Below are 24,673 nucleotides of genomic sequence, written 5' to 3'. Positions count from 1 at the left end.
AAATTACATTTTTTGTATGGTTAGTAAAAGCCAAATTAAGTTAATAACCAGTCTTGCACAAAAAAAATACCGTTATAAACACGGACTTTTTGTAGCCGAAGGTTTTAAGACAATTAATGAGCTTATAAATTCAAAATTTAGTCTAAATCGGCTTTTTACTATCTCAGCAGATTTTAAAGTTGATTCTGATAAAATCCAAAAACTGGACGATAAGGAACTTAAGAAAATAAGTTTTCTTAAAACACCCCAGGCTGCATTGGCCTTATTTGAAATTCCAGAGGAAAATATTAGTAAGGAAAAAGAATTTACGCTTGCTTTAGATGGTATTCGCGATCCCGGAAATTTAGGGACTATCATCAGGCTTTGCGATTGGTTTGGGATAACAAATCTTGTTTGCTCTCAAGATTCGGTAGATTGTTACAACCCTAAAGTGGTTCAGGCTACAATGGGATCTTTGGCCAGGGTGAATATTTCTTACTGCGATCTAGAACCGTTTCTTAAAAATTCTGAATTACCGGTTTATGGTGCTTTTATGGAAGGGGAGAATATTTATAAAAGTGAAACAGAGGAAAATGCAATTTTGGTTATGGGGAATGAGGCTAATGGGATTTCAGCGGAAATTGAAGAATTAATACCAAAGAAAATAAGCGTTCCGCGTTTTGGAGAACTTAAAGAAACCGAAAGCCTTAATGTAGCCACCGCCACCGCAATTCTTTTAAGTGAATTTAAACGAAAGGATTTTACCCGCTAAACGCAATTTAGAATGTGCAGTTTTCCATCATAAAATTTACTCGATAATAGAGATATAAATGCTTTGGAGCCCTGCCTCAAAATCAAATTATGTTTTCTAATAATGTCTCATAGGCTTGTCGCCGAGGTAATTTACTGAAAAGTAAAATTAAGAAAAACAGCTTGTGAGCGCATTGCATCTACTTCAGAAAATTGTGTTTCCACCATTTCATTATTTATAGTAAAAACTCCTCTTATTGAAGGGGAAAATTTAAAATAATAAAGGTAAAGATCTATGCCCAGTCCCACTTCATAGTGATAGTTGTTGGTTTTTAAACGAGTATCAACATCTGGGTTATTTTCGTTACTGGAAAGGTTTATTGAAGTAGAAACCCCGCCAACTACAAAAGGTTTAAAATTATTATGCCGATCTGCCGAAAATTTTAGTAACAATGGTATATGTACATAAGTAGCGTTAACCTCTTCTATATCCTGGGTGTATGGAGGCCTGAAGTTACGGGTGTTAAAAGTAACTCCCGGTTCGAGGCGCAAATCCAGGTTATTATTCAATCTCAAATTTCCAACGAGACCAACATTGAAGCCCATGGTTTTTTCAATAATGAGATCATTGCCATTAGGTGATACTTCTTCATTATATTTAAATTTAAAATCGTAGGTATTAAATCCCAGGTAATATCCCCAGGACCAACGTTGTTTATCAAAGTTCTCGTTGTTTATAATTTTATCTCCTCCAAAAATTTGCGCATAACCAAACTGAACGCAAAAAAGTAAGACAATAACAAAAAGTTTCTTCATAGTTTTATTTTGAAGCAGTATAAATAGTGGCAACCCCAAATGTTTGTGGTTTGTCTTCTACATCTATAAACCCCGTTTTCTTTAAAATATTGTTGAAAGCTTCGCCATAAGGAAATGCAGCTGCACTTTTACTTAAATAAGAGTAAGCTTCGCGGTCTTTAGAAAATACCCGCCCAATGAGGGGCAACATATAGCCGGAGTATAATTTATAACCTTGTTTGAACGGAAATCTGGTAGGGACAGAAGTTTCCAAAACTACAAAAATTCCGCCGGGTTTTAGAACTCGTTGAATTTCAGATAATCCTTTTTCTAAATTTTCAAAATTACGCACACCAAAGGCAACGGTTATGGCATCAAAAGAGTTATCTTCAAAAGGTAAAGCCTCAGAGTCTCCCTGAACCATCTCAATCTTATCGGTTAGTTGTTTTGCGGCAATTTTCTTACGGCCTACCTTCAGCATGCCTTCAGAAAGATCGAGACCAACTATTCTTTCAGCATTAATATCGGCCATTTGTATTGCAAGATCCCCGGTGCCGGTAGCAATATCCAAAACAGCTTTTGGTTGCTGGGCTTTAACCAGGGCAATTACCTTTTTTCGCCATTTTACATCGGTTCCCATAGAGATTACCCGATTTAACCCATCGTAATTGCCAGATATTTTATCAAACATCTGTTCCACCTGTTTTTTCTTATTAAGACCGGAGTCCTGATAAGGAGTAACCTTTTTACTCATAGTAACAATTTTGGGTCAAAGATACACGATATGAAATAATTGAGGTTGAAACTTTTAGAATTTGTTGAGGTATACTTTGGTTTTTGGTTTGTCTAAAATACTGTACCTTTGTTCTTCTTTTCAATTTCAAGCTGTTATATGAAGATAATTATTGCCGGAGCAGGTGAAGTCGGCTTTCATTTGGCAAAATTGCTTTCTTTTGAGTCCCAGGATATCACACTAATTGATACCAGCCGGGATAATCTCACTTATGCTGATACGCATTTAGATATTAGAACAATTAAAGGAGATGCAACGTCAATTTCAATTTTAAAAGATGCACAGGTTAAGCACGTAGATATGCTAATAAGTGTAACTTCCAGTGAAGCTACCAATATTACCTGTTGTGTATTAGCTAAGCAATTGGGAGCCAAAAGAACCATTGCCCGTATTTCAAATACCGAATTTCTTGAAAATAAAGAGGAGATAGGTTTTACCAGTTTTGGGATAGATGAATTAATTTCTCCTGAAGCCCTGGCAGCAAGGGAAATTGCTTTGTTGCTGAATCAGTCTGCTTTTAATGATAGCTATGAATTTGAAAATGGCGCTTTAACGATGATAGGTCTTAGCCTGTCCAGAAATGCGCTATTTGTAGGTAAAACTGTAAAAGAAGCCGCCAATATTTTTCCAGATCTTAATTTTGTGCCAATCGCCATTCAGCGTTACGGGACTCAATATACCCTTATCCCGCGTGGTGACACGCAATTTAAAGAAGGAGACCAGGTGAATTTTGTCACGTTAAAACGCGGGGTAGAAAACCTTTATAAGCTTACCGGTAAAACCAAACATGCCATTAAAAATGTAATGATTTTAGGCGGAAGTAAAATTGGAAAAAAAACTGCCAAAGATTTATGTAGAAATAACTTTCACGTTAAACTGGTAGAGAGCGATAAAGAGAAGGCTTACGATCTAGCTGATGAACTTCCCAATGCGCTAATTATTCACGGCGATGGTAGAAACGTAGAGTTACTGGAAGAGGAGAATGTTCATGATATGGATGCATTTATTGCAGTTACCGGTAATTCTGAAACAAATATTATGTCCTGCCTGGTTGCGAAATCTAAGAGTGTGAAAAAAACAATCTCTTTAGTAGAGAATATGGATTACTACCAGTTAAGTCATTCAATTGGGATTGATACTTTAATCAATAAAAAACTACTTGCCGCCAATAATATTTTTAGATATGTGAGAAAAGGGGAAGTGGTAGCGATGACCAAGATCAATAACATGAACGCCGAACTACTTGAATTTATTGTAAAACCAAATTCGCAGGTTTGTAATAAGAAAATTAAGAATCTGGATTTCCCACGGTCGGCAATTATTGGGGGAATTATAAGAGATGGCGAAGGGATTATCGCGCTGGGAGATTTCACAATTACCCGTGGTGATCGTATTGTGGTATGTTGCCTGCCAAGGTCTATTAAAAAGGTTGAAAAACTCTTTCTCTAATGCCAAGACTTAATCACCAGATTATCCTGCACGTTATGGGACTGTTGCTTTTATGCAACGGTGGTTTTATGCTGCTGGCAGTTTTAATAAGTTGGTTTTATGAAGATGGTGTAACGGTTCATATTCTTGCAGCCGCTTTTATCACCCTCTTTCTTGGGGTACTTCTAATGTTTACCACCAGGGGCCACCGTAAAGAAGTAAAAAAACGTGAAGGTTATATAATTGTAACTTTTGGCTGGATTTTTATGGCTCTAAGCGGAACACTACCTTATGTGTTAAGCGAATCTATTCCTGCGTTTACCGATGCTTTTTTTGAAACCATGTCTGGTTACACCACAACAGGTGCCTCGGTTTTAAATGATATTGAATCTATTCCTAAAGGAATTCTTTTCTGGCGTAGCCTAACGCATTGGATTGGCGGAATGGGAATTATAGTTTTAGCCATTGCAATTTTACCTTTATTGGGAATAGGAGGGATGCAGCTTTTTGCTGCCGAAGCTCCCGGGCCCAGCGCCGATAAGTTAAAACCCAGAATTACAGATACAGCCAAGCGTCTATGGCTAATTTATGTGAGCTATACCGTTGCTGAAACTATCTTGCTGAAAGTGGCAGGGATGAGCTTTTTTGATGCTATAAACCATTCACTTAGTACGCTTTCTACCGGTGGTTTCTCAACCAAAAACATTAGTGTGGCTTATTGGAACGACAGACCGATTATCCAGTATATCATCATGCTTTTTATGTTCCTGGCCGGGACCAATTTTGTTTTAAGCTATTATAGTTTTAAAGGGAGGGTGCAAAAAGTTTTGCATGACGATGAATTTAAATGGTATTTCTATTTTATAGGAATTTTTACAGTAGTGGCTTCTGCATTTATTTATTTTGAAGCCGATGTTGCTCTTTCGCAAATAGATCACCCCATGGTTTGGGGAGAAGCTGAAAGTGCTTTTAGACACGCACTTTTTCAGGTGTTAGCGATAATAACGACCACCGGTTTCGTTACAGCCGATTATACAATGTGGACTCCCTTTCTTACCATTCTCTTCTTTGGGATGTTCTTTTTAGGAGGTTCTGCCGGGTCTACTTCTGGTGGGGTAAAGGTAATGCGCCATATTATAATGATTAGAAATGGCGGTATTGAATTTAAACGTGCCTTACACCCTAATGCAATACTTCCGGTTCGATTTAACGGAAAATCTATTGGAAAAGGAGTAACCTTTAATATCCTTGGTTTCTTTATTCTTTATATGCTTTCCTTTATTATTGGCTCAGTAGTTTTAGGAGGTTTGGGGCTCGATTTTGAAACAGCTATTGGGGGAGCCGCTTCTTCCCTAGGGAATATTGGACCTGCTTTTGGCGCACTTGGCCCGGTAAATAATTTTGATATTCTTCCACCTATTGGTAAATGGTGGTGTTCTTTTCTAATGCTTATTGGAAGGTTAGAACTCTTTACTGTTCTTATACTTCTTACTCCGTTTTTCTGGAGGAATAGGTAAAAAACTAACACTCTCTTAAATAAAAAAACGTCATTGCGAACAGAGTGAAGCAATCTGTAGTTTAATTACTAGAGATTACTTCGTTCCTCGCAATGACGAATATAATATTAGTTTAATACAGTTTAAATGAACTTATTAAACTGAAAATTCTATGCTTCAGCTAAAACTGATTTAATTCGCTTCATTGCTTCTTCAATTTGAGCTTCACTTGCCGCGTAAGAAATTCTTATACAGTCTGGATTCCCAAAAGCATCACCCGTTACAGTGGCAACAAGCGCTTCTTCTAATAAAAACATAGAAAAATCTGTAGCATTTTCAATTTTATGACCTTTAATTGTTTTTCCGAAGAAATGAGAAACATTTGGGAAAACATAAAAAGCTCCTTCGGGCTCTGTGGTTACAAAACCTTCAATACCATTTAATAGATCTATAATAAGTTTTCTTCTTGTCTTAAAGGTATCTACCATATAGCTAATTTTGCTAACGGGCGCCTCCAGGGCAGTAATTACCGCACGTTGGGCAATACAGTTAGCACCACTGGTAATTTGACCCTGCATTTTATTGGTAGCTCGGGCAATCCACGCCGGTGCACCTATATAACCAATTCTCCAACCGGTCATTGCAAAAGCTTTAGAGACACCGTTTACGGTAACTACACGATCGTACATATCTTCAAACTGAGCCATAGAAGCGTGACCACCTACGAAATTGATATGTTCGTAAATTTCATCACTTACAATAATAATATCCGGATGTTTTTTAAGCACATCAGCAAGGCCTCTTAGTTCTTCTTTGCTGTATACCATCCCGCTGGGATTGCAGGGAGAGCTATACCAAATCATTTTTGTTTTGGGTGTAATTGCAGCCTCCAGTTGCTCGGGAGTCATTTTGAAATCGGTTTCTACTGATGTTGGAACTTCTACCGGAACACCTTCAGCAAGTTTTACTATCTCAGCATAACTTACCCAGTAAGGGCAGGGCAAAATAACCTCATCTCCCGGATTTAATAAAACCATAGCTACATTTGCCAAAGATTGTTTGGCCCCTGTAGAAACTACAATTTGAGAGTGATTATAAGTAAGGTCATTATCCCGCTTAAATTTCTTGATTATGGCATCTTTTAATTCTACATATCCATCTACGGGAGTGTAAGAATTATAATTGTCGTTAATCGCCTGTATCGCGGCTTCTTTTATAAAATCTGGGGTATTAAAATCTGGTTCTCCCAGGCTTAACCCGATAATGTCTTTCCCTTCGGCTCTAAGTTCACGCGCTTTTGCAGCCATAGCCAGGGTTTGGGAAGTTGCTAAGTTGTTAATTCGGTTGGATAATTGTTCTTGCATTCTTTAAAATGGTTACTAATTAGTTATTAAGACGAAATTGCAGGTTTCGCACCCATTTGTTTTAAATGTTTAAAATGGGCAATTATTGCTGCGCGTGTGGTTTCGTATTCGTGGTAAGGAAGGTTGCATTCTGCAGCTGTTTCCTTTACTATTTTAGCTATTTTGGTGTAATGAATATGACTAATATTCGGGAAAATATGATGTTCTACCTGGTGATTTAATCCGCCGGTAAACCAGTTTACAATTTTATTTTTAGTCGAAAAATTAACCGTGGTAAACAGCTGGTGAATTGCCCAGGTGTTTTTCATGGAGCCGGTTTCGTCTGGTAAAGGCATTTCGGTTTCTTTAACCACGTGGGCTAACTGAAACACGATACTAAGAATTAATCCTGCTGTATAATGCATCACGAAAAATCCTATTAGAATTTTCCACCAGGAAATTGATAAAATCAACATAGGAATCACGATCCAAATAGAAACATAAATCAGTTTCGTGATCGCGATAATACTCCATTGCGTAACCGGATTTGGCATTTTTCCGTAAGAAAGTTTTCGCTTCAAATAATTTTTAGTTTGCTTAAAATCGGTAGTTAAAGCCCAGTTGAAAGTTAATAAACCGTATAAAAATACGGAATAATAATGCTGAAAACGGTGAAAACTGTACCATTTGGCATGTTCAGAAAACCTAATAATTCTTCCGGCATCCAAATCTTCGTCGTGGCCGTGGATATTAGTATAGGTATGGTGTAAAACGTTATGCTGTACCTGCCAGTTATAAACATTACCTGCCAAAACGTAAATTGTTCCGCCCATAAATTTATTTACCCATTTTTTTGAAGAATAGGAGCCGTGGTTACCATCGTGCATAATATTCATTCCTACTCCAGCCATTCCGGAACCCATTACCACAGTAAGAAGCAGCATCCACCACTGTGAAATATCAAGGGTAAGAATTAAAAAGTATGGGGTTAAAAACAAAGAAAACATAGCTACTGCCTTGAGGTGCAGTTTCCAGTTTCCGGTTTTTTTAATATTATTTTCTTTAAAATAATTATTCACTCGTTTGTTGAGTAACCTAAAGAATTTTGTAGAATCTTTTCGGGAGAATTTTATATGATTTTGAACGTTTTCCATGGAATTTTTGTAAGTGGTAAAGGTAAAATATTTAAATAGTTAATCTATATCTATACCGTATTAATATACGCTGCAATTTCAGCACCAAATTATGTATTTTTGTGGAAATTGTGAAAACTTTGGATTTAATAAAAAAATACTTCCCCGATTTAACCGATGACCAATATGCGAAATTTGCGCAAATGGAGTCACTTTACAAAGACTGGAACATCAAAATAAACGTGGTCTCGCGTAAGGATATAGATGAAATTTATTTAAGGCATGTTTTACACTCCCTGGGAATTGCAAAAATTCAGCAATTTAAACCGGGAGCCAATATCTTAGATGTAGGTACAGGTGGTGGATTCCCTGGAATTCCGTTGGCTATATTGTTTCCTGAAACCAATTTTCATTTAGTAGATTCTATTGGGAAAAAGATGAAAGTTGTAAAGGAAGTTGTAGAAGGTTTACAACTTACCAATGTTAAAACTACCAATGCCAGGGTAGAAGAGATTAAAGGAACTTACGACTTTATAGTGAGTAGGGCAGTAGCAGCAATGCCTACTTTTGTACACTGGACTAAAGGAAAAATCGCAAAGAAAAGTCAGCACGAACTTAAAAACGGAATTCTTTACCTCAAAGGTGGAGATCTCACTGTAGAGCTTCGCGATTATCCAAAAGCCAGAATTTATGAACTCCGCGATTATTTTGAGGAGGAATTCTACGAAACTAAAAAAGTGGTTTATCTTCCTTTAAAATATAAACCTTAGTCTTTTCTAATAATTACTTTTTTAGCGTAATCGCCTGCGTTGGTGTACACCTTCACAATATAAACTCCCGAGCTTAAAGATTTCTTCTGTGGAATATGGATTTCTTTAATATCAGGAATTCCAAAGTGTTGATCTACCAGTTGACCGGTGATATTGTAGATATTGATATGTTCAATTTCATAAAGTTCGGGATTGCTAATTACGAATTCCTTTTCATCCATAGAATAGAAGTATTCGATGGGTTCCTGGCTGGGTTCTTTATCTTCCCGGGTTGAGGTCACATCCTGAAATACAATTTCATATAAATCCTGATATTCTCCTGGAGGCAACGTTGCCTTAAAAGCTTCTTTTCGCAAATCGTGATACGTACTATCGCTTTTATTACGTAAATAAATTTCGGTGATTTCAGGCAGGTTTTCAAGCTCCCCGATTTCTATCATGAATTCTTTTTCTTCAGCAATTTTAAAACCTAAAGGTAGTACCTGGTCTAAATTGAAATGCGGCACACCCTGAATTACAAATTTTGCATCTTCAACTACCCAATACATATCTTCAGGGCCCTTATCTATTAAAGGGGCGTCAAAGCCCAGGTCAAAACCCTGGCTGGTTCTGGTATCTGCACCAACAAGAAGTTCCCGGTGATAACCGGTAGGAGAACTAAACAATAATCTTATTTTATATCTCCCATCTTCCCTTTTTTCTTCAGTTTTATTAGATTTGTTATTATCGCGGGCTTGCAGAAACAACGAAATATTTTCTTCTACTTCTGTTCTATAATAACGTTGACTGTTTTTAAAGATGATATTTCCGGTATCAAAACTGTCAAAGCTTCCTGCTTGTGCATCTTGCGTAGTATTCACAAAAAATCCTTGCGCCACCGGAATATATGGACTGGGGCGTTTATTGCTTTCAGCTCCCGAGGCATTTATCCTGGAGTCATTTGAAATGGCTGCAACTCCATCTATTAAATTGCGTACAGCGTAACCTCCAACATACTGCGCCAGGTAATGGGTTTTGCCGGCAAAATGATCCCAGAAATAAACTGCTCCGTTTAAAAGGTTTTTATCATTACGGCCTTCGCCCTCCCTAATATTGTCTAAAATAAATTCCTCAACACTTATGGCAGATGGGTATGGATTACCCAGCAGGTAATTTTGTTCCGATCTAATTTCGCTAACTTCTATTACTCCATTATTTGGAAAACCGTTAAAAGTATAATTTTGAAGTTTTCCTTCAGCAATATCTATATTTTCGGTGCCCTTCATGGTATAGCCTTCGCCTGGTTTTAAAGCAGTGTAGCTTCCAATTTGTTCCCACTGGCTATATTCATTGGCTTCCCTGGCTCTAAAAGCATTAATCCAGTAATCACTTATTTTAATAGGATTGGCTTTTGGTCCATCTGCGTGGGTATGTGGCCATTTAAAGTTGATGTTTTGATACTTATTTGTGCCCAATGTAGAACCATCTTTCATAACCCGGTTAACCTTGTAAGTAGTGTTTGTAGGATCTGATATTACCGGGGAGCTCCAGTAATTATAATTGAAACTACTTGCGGTGCCTTGCTGATCGCGTTCTAAGCTCCCGGAACCACTAATTTGGCTTCCTTCGGGTTGCACTAATTGTGATTCACCGTTAAGATCTATTTTTCCATTTAATTCCAGATAATGACTAATATGTAATTCGTTACCCGAAGTATTATTAGCTCCATCCATTATTAAAGAACCTGCGTCATCCAAAAGTCCTAATAAAGTGATGCTATTTGAATTATTAGTAGTTGCAGCATTTGTTAAGGTCTTACCGTCTAACCGGGCGATATTCCAGTCAATTCTTTCACCATTTACACCGGTACTGTTTGGAGTATCCCATACCTGGGGTTGTTTCCACGAGTTGATATTCCACCAATCTCCTCCAGTAGCAATATACGGGAGGGGAGCGGTATTCTGTTGGGTACTTTGAATGTTTTTTAACCGGCCGTCAATACCATTTAGTATTTTATTTTTTGTGATACCGTTGGTAGCTTCAGAGGTTATAAGTCTATAATATCCTATTAGATTTTCCCAATCCAGGTTATTAGGAACATTTAATGGTATAATTTCACCTTTTACATTTGTAGAATTGTTATCTATAATGCGTTGGTTCATCATAAATTTAAGTTGGTCTAGATCTAAGGACGTATTCCAGACTCTAACTTCTTCTATCCAGCCGTGAAAAAAGTGGGTGGGAAGTGGTTCTGAAGCACTATCGTGCATAGCCCCAATTAGAAACCTATTATCAACACTATTGGGAATTCCGGGAATGTTTTCACTCGCTTTAATGCCATCTATATATATACCAGCATCATTTCCACCTTGAATTACCGCGATGTGGTACCAGCGGTCTGAATCAATTTGATGATCTGAAGAAATAATTTCGTTATTCCATCTAAATTTAGGAGTATTATTTTCAATAATTAAATCGTATCCTCCCGTACTAAGATTAGCATTATCCCTTTTAGAGAGAACAGTTTTTATTGAAGTGGTAGCATTTTGATCTTGTTTAACCCAGGCTTCTAAGGTAAATCCTGAGGTAAGATTTAGGTTGTTACCAAAATCTATATAATCATCAACTCCGTCAAAATCTATAGTGCTGCAGTTACTAAAAATTATTTTAACTCTATCGCTACTCCCACAAGGGATAGTCCATTCCAGGGTGTAAGTGCCCGTTGCGGTTATTGTGAAAAGACTTTCGGGATTGTTTGGATCTGAAATTACAGCTCCTGCCGGGCCATTAATAATTCGCCAGGTCCCAAATTCTTCTTCTTGCGTTCTGGGGTTAGTGTAGCCTTCAAAAACACCTCCTAAATTCACCTGGTTTACACCACATTCCAAAGTCTGGTCTTCTCCTGCATTTGCAATTAATTCTTCTGGCTGATCAATAGTAACCTCGGTAGTAAATTCACAACCATTAGCATCAACCACGTTTACTGAATATGTGCCAGCAGAAAGATTGTTAGCGGTTCCTGTAGTTTCGGTTGAAGTTTGACTAATATGATCCCAAACTATAGTGTATGGAGCTGTCCCGCCAGAAGCTTCTACCGTTGCGGTAGCATTACTTCCCCCAAAACATACTAATGGTGTCTGGTCTATTTCTTCCAGTAAAAGCGCATTTTCGGGTTGTGTAATAGTTATATCATTTACGGTATAAGTTTCATTATCGTCATGAACCATTGCTTTATAAGTTCCGGCCGGTAGATTCTGGAAAGTTCGTGTGTCTTTAGGACCATATATTTCACCGGTTACAGTATTCTGAATTTCATAGTGATAAGTACCTACACCACCAGTGGGTATTATTTCTATTGATCCTTTTTCATCCCCGTAACAAAAATTGTTGATTTTCTCTATTCTTGCCGATAAAGGGAAATGAATTTCATCGTTCTCGTTGGTTGAAACACACATTCTCTGGCGAACATCCCCACAGGCTTTTTTGTGATTATTTGTCCAGTCCATATAAAAACTTTCCAGGGTGATAGCATTTCCACAAGACCAGTTTTGTACTTCACCAATTCGAAGTAATTCGGGTATTTTTTCATCTCCAATATCTATACATCCTGTAATTCTTTCTTCTGAAATAAATTCACCACCCTGTGATATTGAATAAATAAATTCTACTGAAGGATTATAGGCATTTGCATTTTGTTCTATTTTAAGATATATATAACGCTTTCCAGTATACGATTCACATTCTGAACCTAAAAGAGGGCTGCTGTCTTCTTTACCGATATAAAAGGTTTCTAAAGTAAAATCAAAGTTTTGGGTTTGTCCGCAGGGTTCAAAACATTCGCCTACATAATGGTTAAATATTTCTGTGTATTCATTCCCAACCGAATCTATAACAGTAAGGGAAACAGGATACACTCCACTTTCTAAATAATTAACTACGTGTACTCCGGGACCTTCGGTTTGATTGTTGGTATCACTAAATTCTACAGTTTCACCTGCGAAATCCCACTTATAATTATAAGGAGCAATTCCTCCCTGAACGGAGTCAAGCTCAAAAGTTGAAGTTCTTAATCCGCCGTCATCACTTAAGCATTTTGAAGTTGGAATCATACTAGCTTCCAGGGGATCTATTATTGTAACCGTTTCTTCATCGGTACATCCATTTGCGTCAGTTACCGTAACGCTGTATGTTCCCGCAGCTAGATTTTTTGCAATTTGATCCGTTTGACCGTCAGACCATAAAAACTCGAAATTAGCAGTTCCTCCTTCAATAATTGCAGTAGCAGTTCCTGTAGCAGAACCGAAAGTATTTGTTTCTGTATCAACAATATTGGTGATTACTAGTTCTTCTGGAGGATAGACGGTAATGGTTTCTTCAATAGAACATCCATTTTCATCGGTAATCGTTAAAATAAGGTTATTGGAAGCAGATGAGTTGTTTATATTATTAATTGTCGCTCCCGTTTGTCCATTACTCCAGTTGTAAGTGAGTTGGCCGGTTCCTCCCTGGGCATCAACAGTAATTGACGCGTTATTTTCCTCAAAGCAACCTTTATTGATGTCAATATTAGTAATTTCAATAAAACTTTCTGGTTCACTAATGGTAAATTCTTTTGTTGCAGAACATCCATTTATATCAGTAGCTGTAACCGAATAGACACCTGGACTTAATCCATCTTTTGCGGGCCCATTTCCTAATTCTCCCCAGTCATAAGTAATTTCTCCAACTCCACCGGTAACTATGGCCTGGGCTTCGCCGGAGGCAAAACCGTTACATAAAATATCATCAACCTGAACATTTAATTCTATTTGATTTATAGTAATCGTTTGTTCTATACTATTTGAATTGTTTGAGGCATCAGTAAATGTCCATACAATCGAGCCGGTTTCACTGAAAGTGGTAGATCTGTTTGCTTCGCCAAGAATCTCCCCTCCACAATTATCTATTGCAACCGGAGTTTCCACAGTATATTCACAACCCCAAGTAATATCGTTAACCTCTGGTAAAACGGGTTTTATACTATCTTCCACTGTTACTATAGCTGTATTTGAAGCAGTATTATTATGATTATCGGTTACCGTAAGCGTAACAGTATTCTCGCCAAGATTAGTACAATCAAATGTAGAAACATCCAGAGAGCTGGATTGGATTCCGCAGGCATCTTTTGAGCCGTTGTCTATTTGATCTGCTGTGATGCTGGCAGTGCCATTTTCATCAAGTTGAACTGTTATATCTTGAGTGATAACCTCTGGGGCAATTTTATCTTCAACAGTAACGGTAGCATTTTGTGTGGAAGTATTATTATGGTTGTCGGTTACCGTAAGCGTAACGGTATTCGCCCCAATATCAGTACAATCAAATGTGGAAATATCCAGAGAAGTGGATTGGATTCCACAGACATCGGTTGAGGTATTATCTATTTGGTCTGCTGTGATGCTGGCAGTGCCATTTTCATCAAGTTGGACTGTTATATCTTGCGTGATAACCTGGGGGGCAATTTTATCTTCAACGGTAACGGTGGCAGTTTTTGTGGCTGTATTATTATGATTATCAGTTACCGTAAGCGTAACGGTATTCGCCCCAATATTGGTGCAATCAAATGTGGAAATATCCAGAGAGCTGGATTGAATTCCACAGGCATCGTTTGAACCGTTGTCTATTTGATTTGCTGTGATAGTAGCAGTTCCATTTTCATTAAGTTGAACTGTTATATCTTGAGTGATAAGCTGAGGGGTAATTTTATCTTCAACAGTAACGGTGGCAGTTTTTGTGGCGGTATTATTATGATTATCGGTTACAGTAAGCGTAACGGTATTCGTACCAATATTCGTACAATCGAATGGGGAAACATCCAGAGAGCTGGATTGGATTCCGCAGGCATCGTTTGAACCGTTATCTATTTGATCTGCTGTGATGCTGGCAGTTCCATTTTCATCAAGTTGAACTGTTATATTTTGAGTAATAACCTGAGGGGCAATTTTATCTTCAACGGTAACAGTAGCAGTTTCTGTGGCAGTATTTCCGTTTACATCAGTTACGGTGAGAGCAACATTATTATCCCCAACATCAGTACAGTTGAAATTTGTTTTATTTATTGAAATTTGATCAATTCCGCAGTTATCTGAAGAGCCGTTATCTATATCGCTCGCTTGAATTGAAACGGAACCGCTCGAATCTAATTCAACTAAAATATTTCTAAAACTAGCGGTAGGAGCTTCTAAATCTTCAAAGTCAACTGTAAAACTGGCAGTAGCTGTATCCTCATTGCTATCTGTGACCGAGACGGTGTAATTTCCAGGTTCGAGGCCAGAGATATCTTTTTCTGTACTCGAAAAATTATTTGGACCACTCCAGGCATAGGTATAGGGAGAGACTCCGCCAGAAATATCAATATTTAAGGCGCCATCCTGGGCATTGCTACAACTGGCTGGTACATTTTCTATTAAAGAAATAGAGGGAGCAAGTTCTAATATGAAGCCTACAAAAAATAAATTCTTTTGCTGTTTTTCTTTTAAAACAGGTTTCTCGGGCCCATAGTTGACATTTGCCAATAGCGAATTTCCGGAGAGTAAGAACCATCCAGAAATAAGAGCTATTAAAAAAAACCGGGGAGTAATTTTACCCATAGGCGACTCTATTGTTAATAGAGGATAAAAGTACATATAATAAATCTATTTTAACAGGAATTTAAGCTAAAATTGTAGATATAAAACCTTTAATATCAGTTGAAAGGCATTTGTTCACGAATGTAATATATCATTATGTAGGAAAAAACTTTCATTTTTAGAATGATGACTTTCTTATAACTTTTCATATTTCAAAGAGCTCAGGGAATTATAATTTTATAAATAATTATAGGGATGGATTTAGCAGATTTTAGAAAGCACCAGGAAAAAATGAAGGGTAGAAAAACTACAAAATAGCTTAGTTTTTAGTAGGGGGAGCCTGGTTAGGTGTCGCAAATATTAAAGAGGACGGTTAAAAAAACTCTTGATTAATTTTTGAAAGAATTCTGAATAAAAAGCGGATATAGTATTAAATGATAACCTTAGTCTTTCCTAATAATTACCTTTTTGGCATAGTCTCCGGCGCTGGTAAAAACTTTTACGATGTAAACCGCTGAGCTTAAAGATTTCTTCTGCGGAATATGAATTTCTTTAATGTCTGGTATTCCAAAATGCTGATCTACCAGTTGGCCTGTAATATTGTAAATATTTATATGCTCAATTTTATGAAATTCGGGATTGCTAATTACAAATTCCCTGTTTTCCATTGAATAATAGAAGTCTACAGTTTCTTCACCGAGTTTTTCGTCTTTTTGGGTGGTGGTTATATCCTGAAAAACAATTTCATATAAATCCTGGTACTCTCCAGCGGGTAGAGTGTCTTTAAAAGCTTCTTTTCGTAAATCGTGATACGTGCTGTCACTATTGTTACGCAAATAGATTTCTACAATATCAGGAAGATTATGAAGTTCACTAATTTCTATACTGAACTCATTTTCTTCGGCAATTTTAATACCTAAAGGTAACCTTTGATCGAGGTTGAAATGAGGTACCCCTTGGATTACATATTTTCCTTCCCCAACTACCCAATACATATCTTCTTTGCCTTTATCTATTAAAGGGGCATCAAAACCGAGGTCGAAGCCCTGGCTGGTTCTGGCATCGGCACCCACCAAAATTTCCCGGTGATAGCCGGTAGGAGAATGAAATTTTAATCTAATTTTATAGCGGCTATCTGCACTTTTTTCATCAGTATTTTTGCTGGTTTTTTTGTTATCCCGCGCTTGCAAAAAGAAAGAAAAACTTTGCCCTCGCTCCATTACAAAAGAACGCTGGCTGTTTTTAAAAACAATATTACCAGAACCAAAGTCATCAATATCTCCGGGTTGTGCATCCAGGGTAGTATTCACGAAAAATCCCTGCCCTACTGGAATATAAGGTCCTGCGCGTCTATTACTCGAGGCTCCTGTGGCATTAATCCTGGAATCATTAGAAATGGCTGAAACTCCATCTATTAAATTTCGCGTAGCGTAGCCTCCAACATACTGTGAAAGGTAATGGGTTTTTCCTCCAAAATGATCCCAGAAATAAACAGCCCCGTTAATAAGGTTTTGTTCATTGCGCCCTATAGTGCCATTCACAGTATTAGTTTTCTTTATATTATCTAGAATAAATTCTTCAACACTAATGGCAGAAGGATAAGGATTGCCCAAAAGATAATTTTGTCCCGGCTTAATTTCGCTAACCTCTATGGTGCCATTATTCGGAAATCCGGTAAAAGTATAGTTTTGAAGATCTATTATTTTTGCGTCTCCCGTTGTACCTTTCATAGTATAACCTTCGCCGGGTTTTAAAGCAGTGTAGCTTCCAATTTGTTCCCATTGGCTATATTCGTTAGCTTTCCTGGCTCTAAAGGCATTAATCCAGTAATCACTAATTTTAATAGGATTTGCTTTTTCACCATCGGCATGCGTATGCGCCCATTTAAAATTGATATTTTGAAAGTCTTTTGTGCCCACGGTAGAACCGTCTTTCATCACCTGGTTAACTTTGTAATTCTGGCTATTTGAATTTGGTAAAACAGGAGAACTCCAGTAATTATAATTATAGCTACTTGCCGTACCTTGTTGGTCCCGTTCCAGTCCGCCGGAACCACTAATTTTACTTCCTTCGGTTTGTATTAATTGAGATTCACCATTAAGGTCAATATAACCGTTTAGCTCCAGATAATGGGTAATAGTTAAAGCATTTCCGGTTCCAAACCCGGTTTGGCTTTGTCCCATATTATTCTCACCTTTCATATTGAGGATTCCCTTTTCAGAAATTAATCCTAATAAGCTGATATTATTTTGGTTATTCTGCGTGGCTGGATTTTCTATATCTTCAGAAAGCTTTACGATATTCCAGGTTATTCTGCTATTATCAATACCCTGGCTGCTGGGTGGATCCCAGACATCTCTTTTAGTTATATTTTTACCATTTAATTGTTGAGGTAATTTCCAGGTTGTCTTATTAAACCATTCTTGTCCACTGGTGTAAAGGATATATGGAACCGGAGCAGTGTTTTCCTGCATTTCCTGTATGTTTTTCAACAATCCATTGGTTGTTTCACCCGTACTTCCAAGGTTATCGGTAAATCCATCGCTAATAAGATCATTCTGTGCAAGAAGTTGATAATAACCCGTTAACTTGTTCCATTCAATAGTTTGGGGAGTGTTGGGTAAGTTCAAATTATTTCCGAGTACAGTACCACTCACGTTTGTACCATCTTTTTCAAGACGTTGATTCATAAAGAATCTTATTTGTTCAATGGGAATTGCTGTATTCCAAAATCGAACTTCTTCAATATAACCTTCAAAATGATCTTTACTTTCTATAGTTTCATCTGGGATAAAAGCAGCACCAATAAGCGCAGGGGTTTCGGTTGCTCCTATTGATTGAGGAATATTTGTAGTATTTGTTTGAATTTCAATACCATCAACATAAATTCTAAGAGCTGAGCCCTCATTATAAACCGCAGCAATATGAAACCAACGATCTGTATTTATTTTTTTTCCTGAAACTACACTCTTGTTATTAACACGAAATGTTGGGGAACCATTATTAAGAAAAAGATCATAGCCTGCATTCATATTGTCTGCAGACCTTTTAGACAAAATAGTTTTTGTGCCTGAAATTGAATGTGGTTTTACCCAGGCTTCAATAGAAAAACTCGAATTAATATTATAGTGGTCTCCTAAATCTACAAAATCGTCAATTCCATCAAAGTTTAATTGACTACAGGAAGGAGGGAAGGTGATCTCAATTTCATCGGTCACACTACAACTTTCATTTGCAACAGAAGAAACACTCCAGTTAAGGGTATATGTTTGTCCCGGTTGACCTGTAAAACTGGTATTCGGATTATCCGGGTCACCAAGTAAGGCGGTCTCTCCATTATTATAAGACCAGGAGCCAGTGCCTATTTCAGGATCTATAGGAGAAGCAGCTAGCCAAAGTGTTTTTATTCCACATTCGGAAATCTCAGGAACTTCCCCTGCGTTTATTTCAGGAGGAGTAAGGGTTGTGAAGGTTTTAACTTCAGCAGCACAATTCTCGCTGGAACTTACCAGGAAGGTATATCCTTTTCCGCCTTGCAGTCCTGAAATTATAAAGCGTTCTGTCGCTATATCATAAATTATCTGTTCCTGCCCTAAATTAATTTGATTTCCTTCAGCATCTAGTATGTCGAGTATGTAAGAAATATTTTCAGGATCAATCGTTTCCTCAGCAAAAAGTCCGCCGCTTACAGGTATGGAAACTACAGCGCCAAAATCATCAAAACAGGATGCTTCTTCCAATTCAATCGGAGCGCCTACAATCAATTCTTCAGGTTGCTGGATTGTAATCGTGTCTGTTCTCACTGTACATCCTTTAGCATCGGTTACATCGGCATAATAATCTCCAGCTACCAGGTTTTCTGCAATTCTTCCCGTTTGTCCATCACTCCAGAGAAATGTAAATGGAGCTGTGCCGGTATTTTCAATTATATTAATTTCTATTTCACCATTATCTCCTTCAAAACAACTTACATCTTGCGAAATGAGTTCCAATTCCGGACTAATATTGAAAATAATATTTATAGTATCACTTACAATTTCACAAACCGCCCCGGCGTCTTCATTAGAAGTTAATATTAATTCTATTTCGCCTGAAGCAATTTCGTCTTCATTGGGGGTGTAAGTGGTCTTGATTAAATTAGGATCGGTAAATCTTGAATTATCTCCCGCTGCCGTGCTCCAAAAGCCTGAATTTATACTTGGATGCGTTATTGAAGCAGAAGAAAGATCTATAATCGGTTCGTTGGAGCAAATTTCCATATCCTCTCCGGCAAAAACCACGGCTTTTTCAACTACTTCTACCATAGTAGTTTTAGATTCTAAATTACAGCCATAGAAATCGGTGATTTGTAAAGAATATTCCCCTGCCATTTCAGCTGTAGCGTTCGGGATCTGAATTGTATCTGCCGCTACACGCTCACTTTCTTCATTTATGGTTTTTGATCTAGTGAAGCCGTTTGGTCCCGTCCAGTTAAATGTTATAGGAAACCTACCGCCATCCAGGTTTGCTGCCAATTCTATAGTTTCATCTTCACAAATGGGGCCATTATTTTCAGGGGTAAATTCGAAATCAAAAGATCTAAAGGCTGAAAATGAAATATCATCTATCCCGAAGTCGTTTCCTCCTGCAGTGGGATTCTCATTAATAATTCTTACAGTTGCCTCTGTATTATTACCCGAATTCCATAATTCAGGGTTATAAAAATTGATCCAATTTCCTACGGGCTCATTGGTAAGATCACCCAAATTACTTTCAACTACTACAGTATTGTCTACTAAAACTTGAATTCTTAAACGAGCAGGACTTGCAGGATTTACATTAGCTGTCCAGGCGCTAAAATAATAATCGGTATCTGGAATTATTTGAAGATTTTTAGACTGCCAGACTATATTTCCTATGGATACATCTCCATTAACAATTAAAAAATTGCCTTGCCCCCCGTGACCAAGTCCATTAAAATTGGAATGATAATCGTTAGCATCTTCCCCAATAGCCATCGTACCTTCAGGGCCCAACGCTCCCCATTGATCAGGATTATCATTTCTATTGACTTTAAAATCGTATCGTGTTGTAAACAACACATCTCCATTACTTATAATATCACGTTCTCCAAAATTTCTTGATTCATTATAGGGAAGGGTATATTCGGGATCATCAAAATTTCCATTTCTAATTAAATTTTCATTAGGGGTTATAGAGGCCGAAGCTTCACAACCATCTCTAGTTACATATAAAGTATAGGTTTGAGCGAGACTTATATCTATTGAAGAATTATTGGATATCCTTTCCCCGGCTGATTCCCACCTGTAACTATCGTATTCCCTATCTGCTGATAATCTAATTCTATTGGATTCTTCAAATAAACAGTAGTCTGCCACTATTCTGGGTTGTAGTGGTTCCCTTACGACTACTTTTACGGAAGCACTTCCTGGACAACCGGTTTCAGGATTAATATAAGTAGCAGTGTAAGTAGTAGTTTCCGGAGTAGAAATATTTGAAGGGTTTTCTTCGTTTGATGTCCAATCGCTCATATTGGATGTCCATTCTACTTCCGGAGTGCTAGAAGTTCCATTACCTGTAATTAGGACATTATCTACTCCCCAATACCAATCATTATTAGCATTGTGATACCTAAACCGTATTTGTACCGCATCACGATTAATCAAATTGTCAATATTGTAATTTCTTTGTACAAAATTATCAGCATCCCCTACGGTTGAAGTATAGGTGTCTATATTCGTCCAAGTCGTCCAATTTCCGTTGCTGTTCTTATATCTAGATTGTAAATAACCAATGTCTCGTTGATTTGACCAACGTGCCCCTCCGTCCCTATAATGATGCCAGAAAGATAAATTTAATGTATTATAGCCCTGGGTATTAAATACCGGACTTTCTAATCTTATATTATCAAAATCTCCATCAAAATCATGACTGTTAACTAAAAAGAACTGATCATTAGAGTTGGACCTAAAATTTACTGTTTCATCTTGGCAGTCATAAAAATATTCTTCCCACCATTCGCATTCATCTCTGTAAGCTTCTACCCCAGAACTAGTTAGTTTCCATCTGAAATTTCCGCTATCTGGATTTAAATTCCACCCTTGGTTTCCATTATTAAAATTAGAACTTAATACTTCGAAGGGTAATGAAGAGTGATCTATAAAAGAGGTAGTTGAAAATAGGTCTATATTTTCACCAGCGCAAATTTCTATTTCATCTTGTTTATTATTTTCACCTGAAATGGAAACCTGAACTTCTGTATCTGGAGATGGGGTAACTATGACATTAACTTTATATTCCTGGGGGTTTTCACAATTATTTGAGGCTAAAAAATAAGTATAGGTGACACCAATAGGTTGAATAGTGGTGTTTTCAAGAATTTCATCGATTGAACCTGTTCCACTAGCCGGAGGATTGGATATTCCATCTACAGCCTCTCTGGTCCAGGAAAAAACGGTACCTGTTGTTTCACTTGTGGGCTCGTAAGTAAAATTAATGCCACTACAAATCCCTTCGGGGGTAAGTGTACTTGTTAGGAGAGGGGTAGGGGTTACGGTAGTTGTAATTTCCTGAATATTACTACAACCCTCAGGGCTAATCAAAGTTACCTCATAAATGACCTCTATTGGATTTGTTGTTTCATTTACGATAACTTCATTTATATCACCCGAACCACTGTTCCCAGTAGTTGAAATTCCTTCTGTTGCTTCTCTTGTCCAGTTAAATCCTATTCCAGGAACATTACTGGTAAATTCATATTCAAAAGCTGTTTCTGAACAAAATCCAGGAGCTTGAAGTGAGCTGGTTAATTCAGGAATTGGGTTTTCGCGTACTGTTATCGGTTTGATTAGATAACAATCATTGTTAGTTGTTGCTTTTATATAATAGGTTCCTTCTTTAACAGTAGTTGGGTCGTCAATTTCATCGGTAGCCGCCTCATCATTCCAATAGGTAAACGTCAAAGATGAGGTAGAACTAACGGTTATTTCGGAAGAAGTAAGATCTACTTCAGCAGGAGAACATATCGGCTCAGGCTCAATAACCTCAAACTCCGGCGTTGGGTTTACCGTAATTACAACCGGAATTGTTGATCCCGTACATCCTTCTGCTTCCGGGCTAATTCTATAAGTAACATTTTGAGGCTGGGAAGTATTATTAGTAAGCTTATGTTCAATTATTCCTTCTCCGGCTAAACTTCCACTTATTGCGCCTTCAATACCTGCCGGGGCATCAACCGTCCAGGTAAAACCTGTGTTGGCTACAGCACTTGCCAATGAAATATCTGTTATTTCTCCTGAACAAATTTGATTAGTAAATGAGGCGCCTACTACCGGGCTCGGTTTTACAGTTAACGGAATTTCAATCGGTTCTCCTATACAGCCGTCAGCTTTTGGAGTTATGGTTATTGTGGCATTTACCGAAATTTCTGAATTATTTACTGGAGTGAAAACCGGAATTTCCGTCACATTGGTTCGGTTGGAAAGTCCGATAGAAGATCCCCCGGAAATATCATAGGTGATCCCGGTGAAATTCCCCGATAAATCTATTGTCTCTGTAGGAGCACCGTTGCAAAGTTCCGGGATTACAGGGGTTTCTAATCCTGGGTTTGGTTTAACTTCAATAGTAAAAGATTGAGTTTCGCCCGTGCAATTATTTGCCGAAGGTGTTAATAAAATCGTCGCTATTTGCGATTCATTAGTGTCGTTATTTGCTGTAAATGAAGTGATATTTCCTGTGCCCGAAGCGGCAAGGCCTATATTGGGATTATCATTAGTCCATTCAACGGTACTTCCCATTACCGAAAAACTTGAAAGATCGATAGTATTGACGGTTTCACCTTTGCAAATTTCAATGTCGTTGGGAGTTGTAATAGTGGGAGTAGGGTTAATTGTAATAAAAAAATAATTCTCTTCTCCCTCACAATTACCTCCAAAAGGAATTACCGAAAATTTTACTTCTATAGGACTGCTAGTGTTATTAATTGCTGTAAATGCAGGAATATCGTTTGTGCCACTAGAAGCCAAACCGATATTTGCATTGCTATTGGTTTCGTAAAACCACTCGTATCTCTTATTTGATAATTCATTTCCGCTAAAAGTAATACCGGAAACTTCCTCCGTATTACAGTATTCGTTGCCATCAATTGACGGAATTTCTACAGTAGGTTCAGGGATGGAAATTAATTGTTCAGCAGTTACCGAATTCTCAGAAGAATCAGTAAATGTCCAGGTTATAATGTATTCTCCATATGAGTCGAATTCAAGAGGATTACCAGTAGTTCCTGTTATTTCTGTATCGCAATTGTCGGTTGTTGTAGGAAACGCTGTGATTTCTGTACCGCAGGTCCAACTGATATCTGGTAATGATGGTTTAACTGGTGCTTGATTATCTACTACAGTTACTGTTTGTGTTGCGGTTGCAGTATTATCGGAATTATCGGTTACTGTCCAGGTTACTGTAGTTTCTCCAATAGGAAAAACCGAAGGGGCATCATTTGTAGTGTCTTTTATTCCGCAATTGTCATTTGTATTTGGTGTCCCCAGGTTTACATTTGACGCTGTGCAGTTATTATTATCAGTATCTACGCTCAGATTCGCAGGAGCGGAAATTATAGGATTTTGAATATCTACTACCGTTACTGTTTGTGTTGCGGTTGCAGTATTATCGGAATTATCGGTTACCGTCCAGGTTACGGTAGTTTCTCCAACAGGAAAAACCGAAGGCGCATCATTTGTAGTATTTTTTATTCCGCAGTTGTCATTTGTATTTGGTGCTCCCAGGCTTACATTAGACGCTGTACACTCATTGTTATCTGTATTTACGCTCACATTCGCAGGGGCGGAAATTGTAGGATTTTGATTATCAACTACAGTTACTGTTTGTGTTGCGGTTGCAGTATTATCGGAATTATCGGTTGCCGTCCAGGTTACGGTAGTTTCTCCAATAGGAAAAACCGAAGGCGCATCATTTGTAGTATTTTTTATTCCGCAGTTGTCGTTTGTATTTGGTGTTCCCAGGCTTACATTAGACGCCGTACACTCGTTGTTGTCTGTATTTTTGGTGACATTTCCAGGTGCAATGACATTTGGATTTTCATTATCAATAACAGTAATTACCTGGGTGTCACTATCAGTTCCTTCTTCATTGGTTATGGTCCAGGTTACGGTAGTATTCCCTACAGGAAATTGGTTTGGAGCATCGTTCTTTACGTTCCCTTCACCACTCGTTTGGGGAGAACCTAAATCTACATTTGAAGCGTAGCATTGTCTAGAATTATTGTCGACTGTTTTATCACCAGGAGCGGTAATAGTTGGTGCTGCATTTAAATAGAAACCAACAAAAAAGAAATTTTCAGAATTTTTATCTTTTAAAATAGGTGTTTCCGGTCCATAGGTAATATTGGAAAATAGCGGAGTTACTGACTGGATGAACAAGCCGTAAAGAAGAACTATTAATAAAAACCGGGGAGTAATTTTACCCATAGGCAACTAAAATGTTACAAGTGGTAAAATTACATATAAAAAAACTATTTTAACAAGAAATTAAGTCAGAATTTCAGCTTAATTCGCTAAAAATCAGATGAAATGCAAATTAAATAGGAT

General features: G+C 37.7%; 10 protein-coding genes. 4 read left to right on the top strand and 6 right to left on the bottom strand.

All coding sequences use genetic code 11. From position 1 onward, the window contains the following. The first annotated feature begins 16 nt into the window (after nt 1–16). Nucleotides 17–751: a TrmH family RNA methyltransferase gene (locus B5488_RS08295; RefSeq protein ID WP_079734848.1), complete on the top strand. Its 735-nt coding sequence runs from the start codon at nt 17–19 to the stop codon at nt 749–751. A 131-nt stretch (nt 752–882) separates the two neighbouring features. On the opposite strand, the gene porT is transcribed toward B5488_RS08295, so the two are convergent. Both porT and ubiE read right to left on the bottom strand, forming a co-directional pair. After that, nucleotides 883–1,545 (bottom strand): type IX secretion/gliding motility protein PorT/SprT, encoded by a 663-nt coding sequence (porT, locus tag B5488_RS08290; protein ID WP_079734847.1) that lies wholly within the window; start codon nt 1,543–1,545, stop codon nt 883–885. Between the two features lie 4 nt (nt 1,546–1,549). Further along, a complete protein-coding gene (gene ubiE / locus B5488_RS08285) occupies nt 1,550–2,278 on the bottom strand; it encodes a bifunctional demethylmenaquinone methyltransferase/2-methoxy-6-polyprenyl-1,4-benzoquinol methylase UbiE (RefSeq protein WP_079734846.1) in 729 nt (242 codons plus the stop codon). A 138-nt stretch (nt 2,279–2,416) separates the two neighbouring features. On the opposite strand from ubiE, the gene trkA reads away from it, so the two are divergent. Then, nucleotides 2,417–3,766 carry a Trk system potassium transporter TrkA gene (trkA, locus tag B5488_RS08280; RefSeq protein WP_079734845.1) on the top strand — a complete coding sequence of 450 codons (1,350 nt, stop codon included), beginning with the start codon at nt 2,417–2,419 and terminating at the stop codon, nt 3,764–3,766. Further along, nucleotides 3,766–5,262 carry a TrkH family potassium uptake protein gene (locus B5488_RS08275; RefSeq protein WP_079734844.1) on the top strand — a complete coding sequence of 499 codons (1,497 nt, stop codon included), beginning with the start codon at nt 3,766–3,768 and terminating at the stop codon, nt 5,260–5,262. The genes trkA and B5488_RS08275 overlap by 1 nt, the downstream gene beginning before the upstream one ends. A gap of 149 nt (nt 5,263–5,411) precedes the next feature. Here the strand turns inward: B5488_RS08275 and B5488_RS08270 are convergent, their stop codons facing one another. Together B5488_RS08270 and B5488_RS08265 are read right to left on the bottom strand one after the other, a co-directional pair. Then, nucleotides 5,412–6,605, bottom strand: a complete 1,194-nt coding sequence (locus B5488_RS08270) for a pyridoxal phosphate-dependent aminotransferase (protein ID WP_079734843.1) — start codon at nt 6,603–6,605, stop codon at nt 5,412–5,414. A gap of 26 nt (nt 6,606–6,631) precedes the next feature. Continuing rightward, complete coding sequence (locus B5488_RS08265) at nt 6,632–7,738, bottom strand: fatty acid desaturase family protein (protein WP_079734842.1); 1,107 nt, start codon at nt 7,736–7,738, stop codon at nt 6,632–6,634. 119 nt (nt 7,739–7,857) lie between these two features. On the opposite strand from B5488_RS08265, the gene rsmG reads away from it, so the two are divergent. After that, nucleotides 7,858–8,487: a 16S rRNA (guanine(527)-N(7))-methyltransferase RsmG gene (rsmG, locus tag B5488_RS08260; RefSeq protein ID WP_079736559.1), complete on the top strand. Its 630-nt coding sequence runs from the start codon at nt 7,858–7,860 to the stop codon at nt 8,485–8,487. On the opposite strand, the gene B5488_RS08255 is transcribed toward rsmG, so the two are convergent. Both B5488_RS08255 and B5488_RS08250 read right to left on the bottom strand, forming a co-directional pair. Continuing rightward, a complete protein-coding gene (locus tag B5488_RS08255) occupies nt 8,484–15,092 on the bottom strand; it encodes a LamG-like jellyroll fold domain-containing protein (RefSeq protein ID WP_170065295.1) in 6,609 nt (2,202 codons plus the stop codon). The two genes, rsmG and B5488_RS08255, sit on opposite strands and share 4 nt — an antisense overlap. A gap of 422 nt (nt 15,093–15,514) precedes the next feature. Continuing rightward, complete coding sequence (locus B5488_RS08250) at nt 15,515–24,553, bottom strand: PKD-like domain-containing protein (RefSeq protein WP_079734840.1); 9,039 nt, start codon at nt 24,551–24,553, stop codon at nt 15,515–15,517. Between the last annotated feature and the right edge of the window lie 120 nt (nt 24,554–24,673).

Source organism: Salegentibacter salegens (assembly GCF_900142975.1).
In the GTDB taxonomy this organism is placed as follows: Bacteria; Bacteroidota; Bacteroidia; order Flavobacteriales; family Flavobacteriaceae; genus Salegentibacter; species Salegentibacter salegens.
The sequence above is the reverse complement of the archived record's forward strand: the minus strand, read 5'-3'. Positions and strand labels throughout refer to the sequence as shown.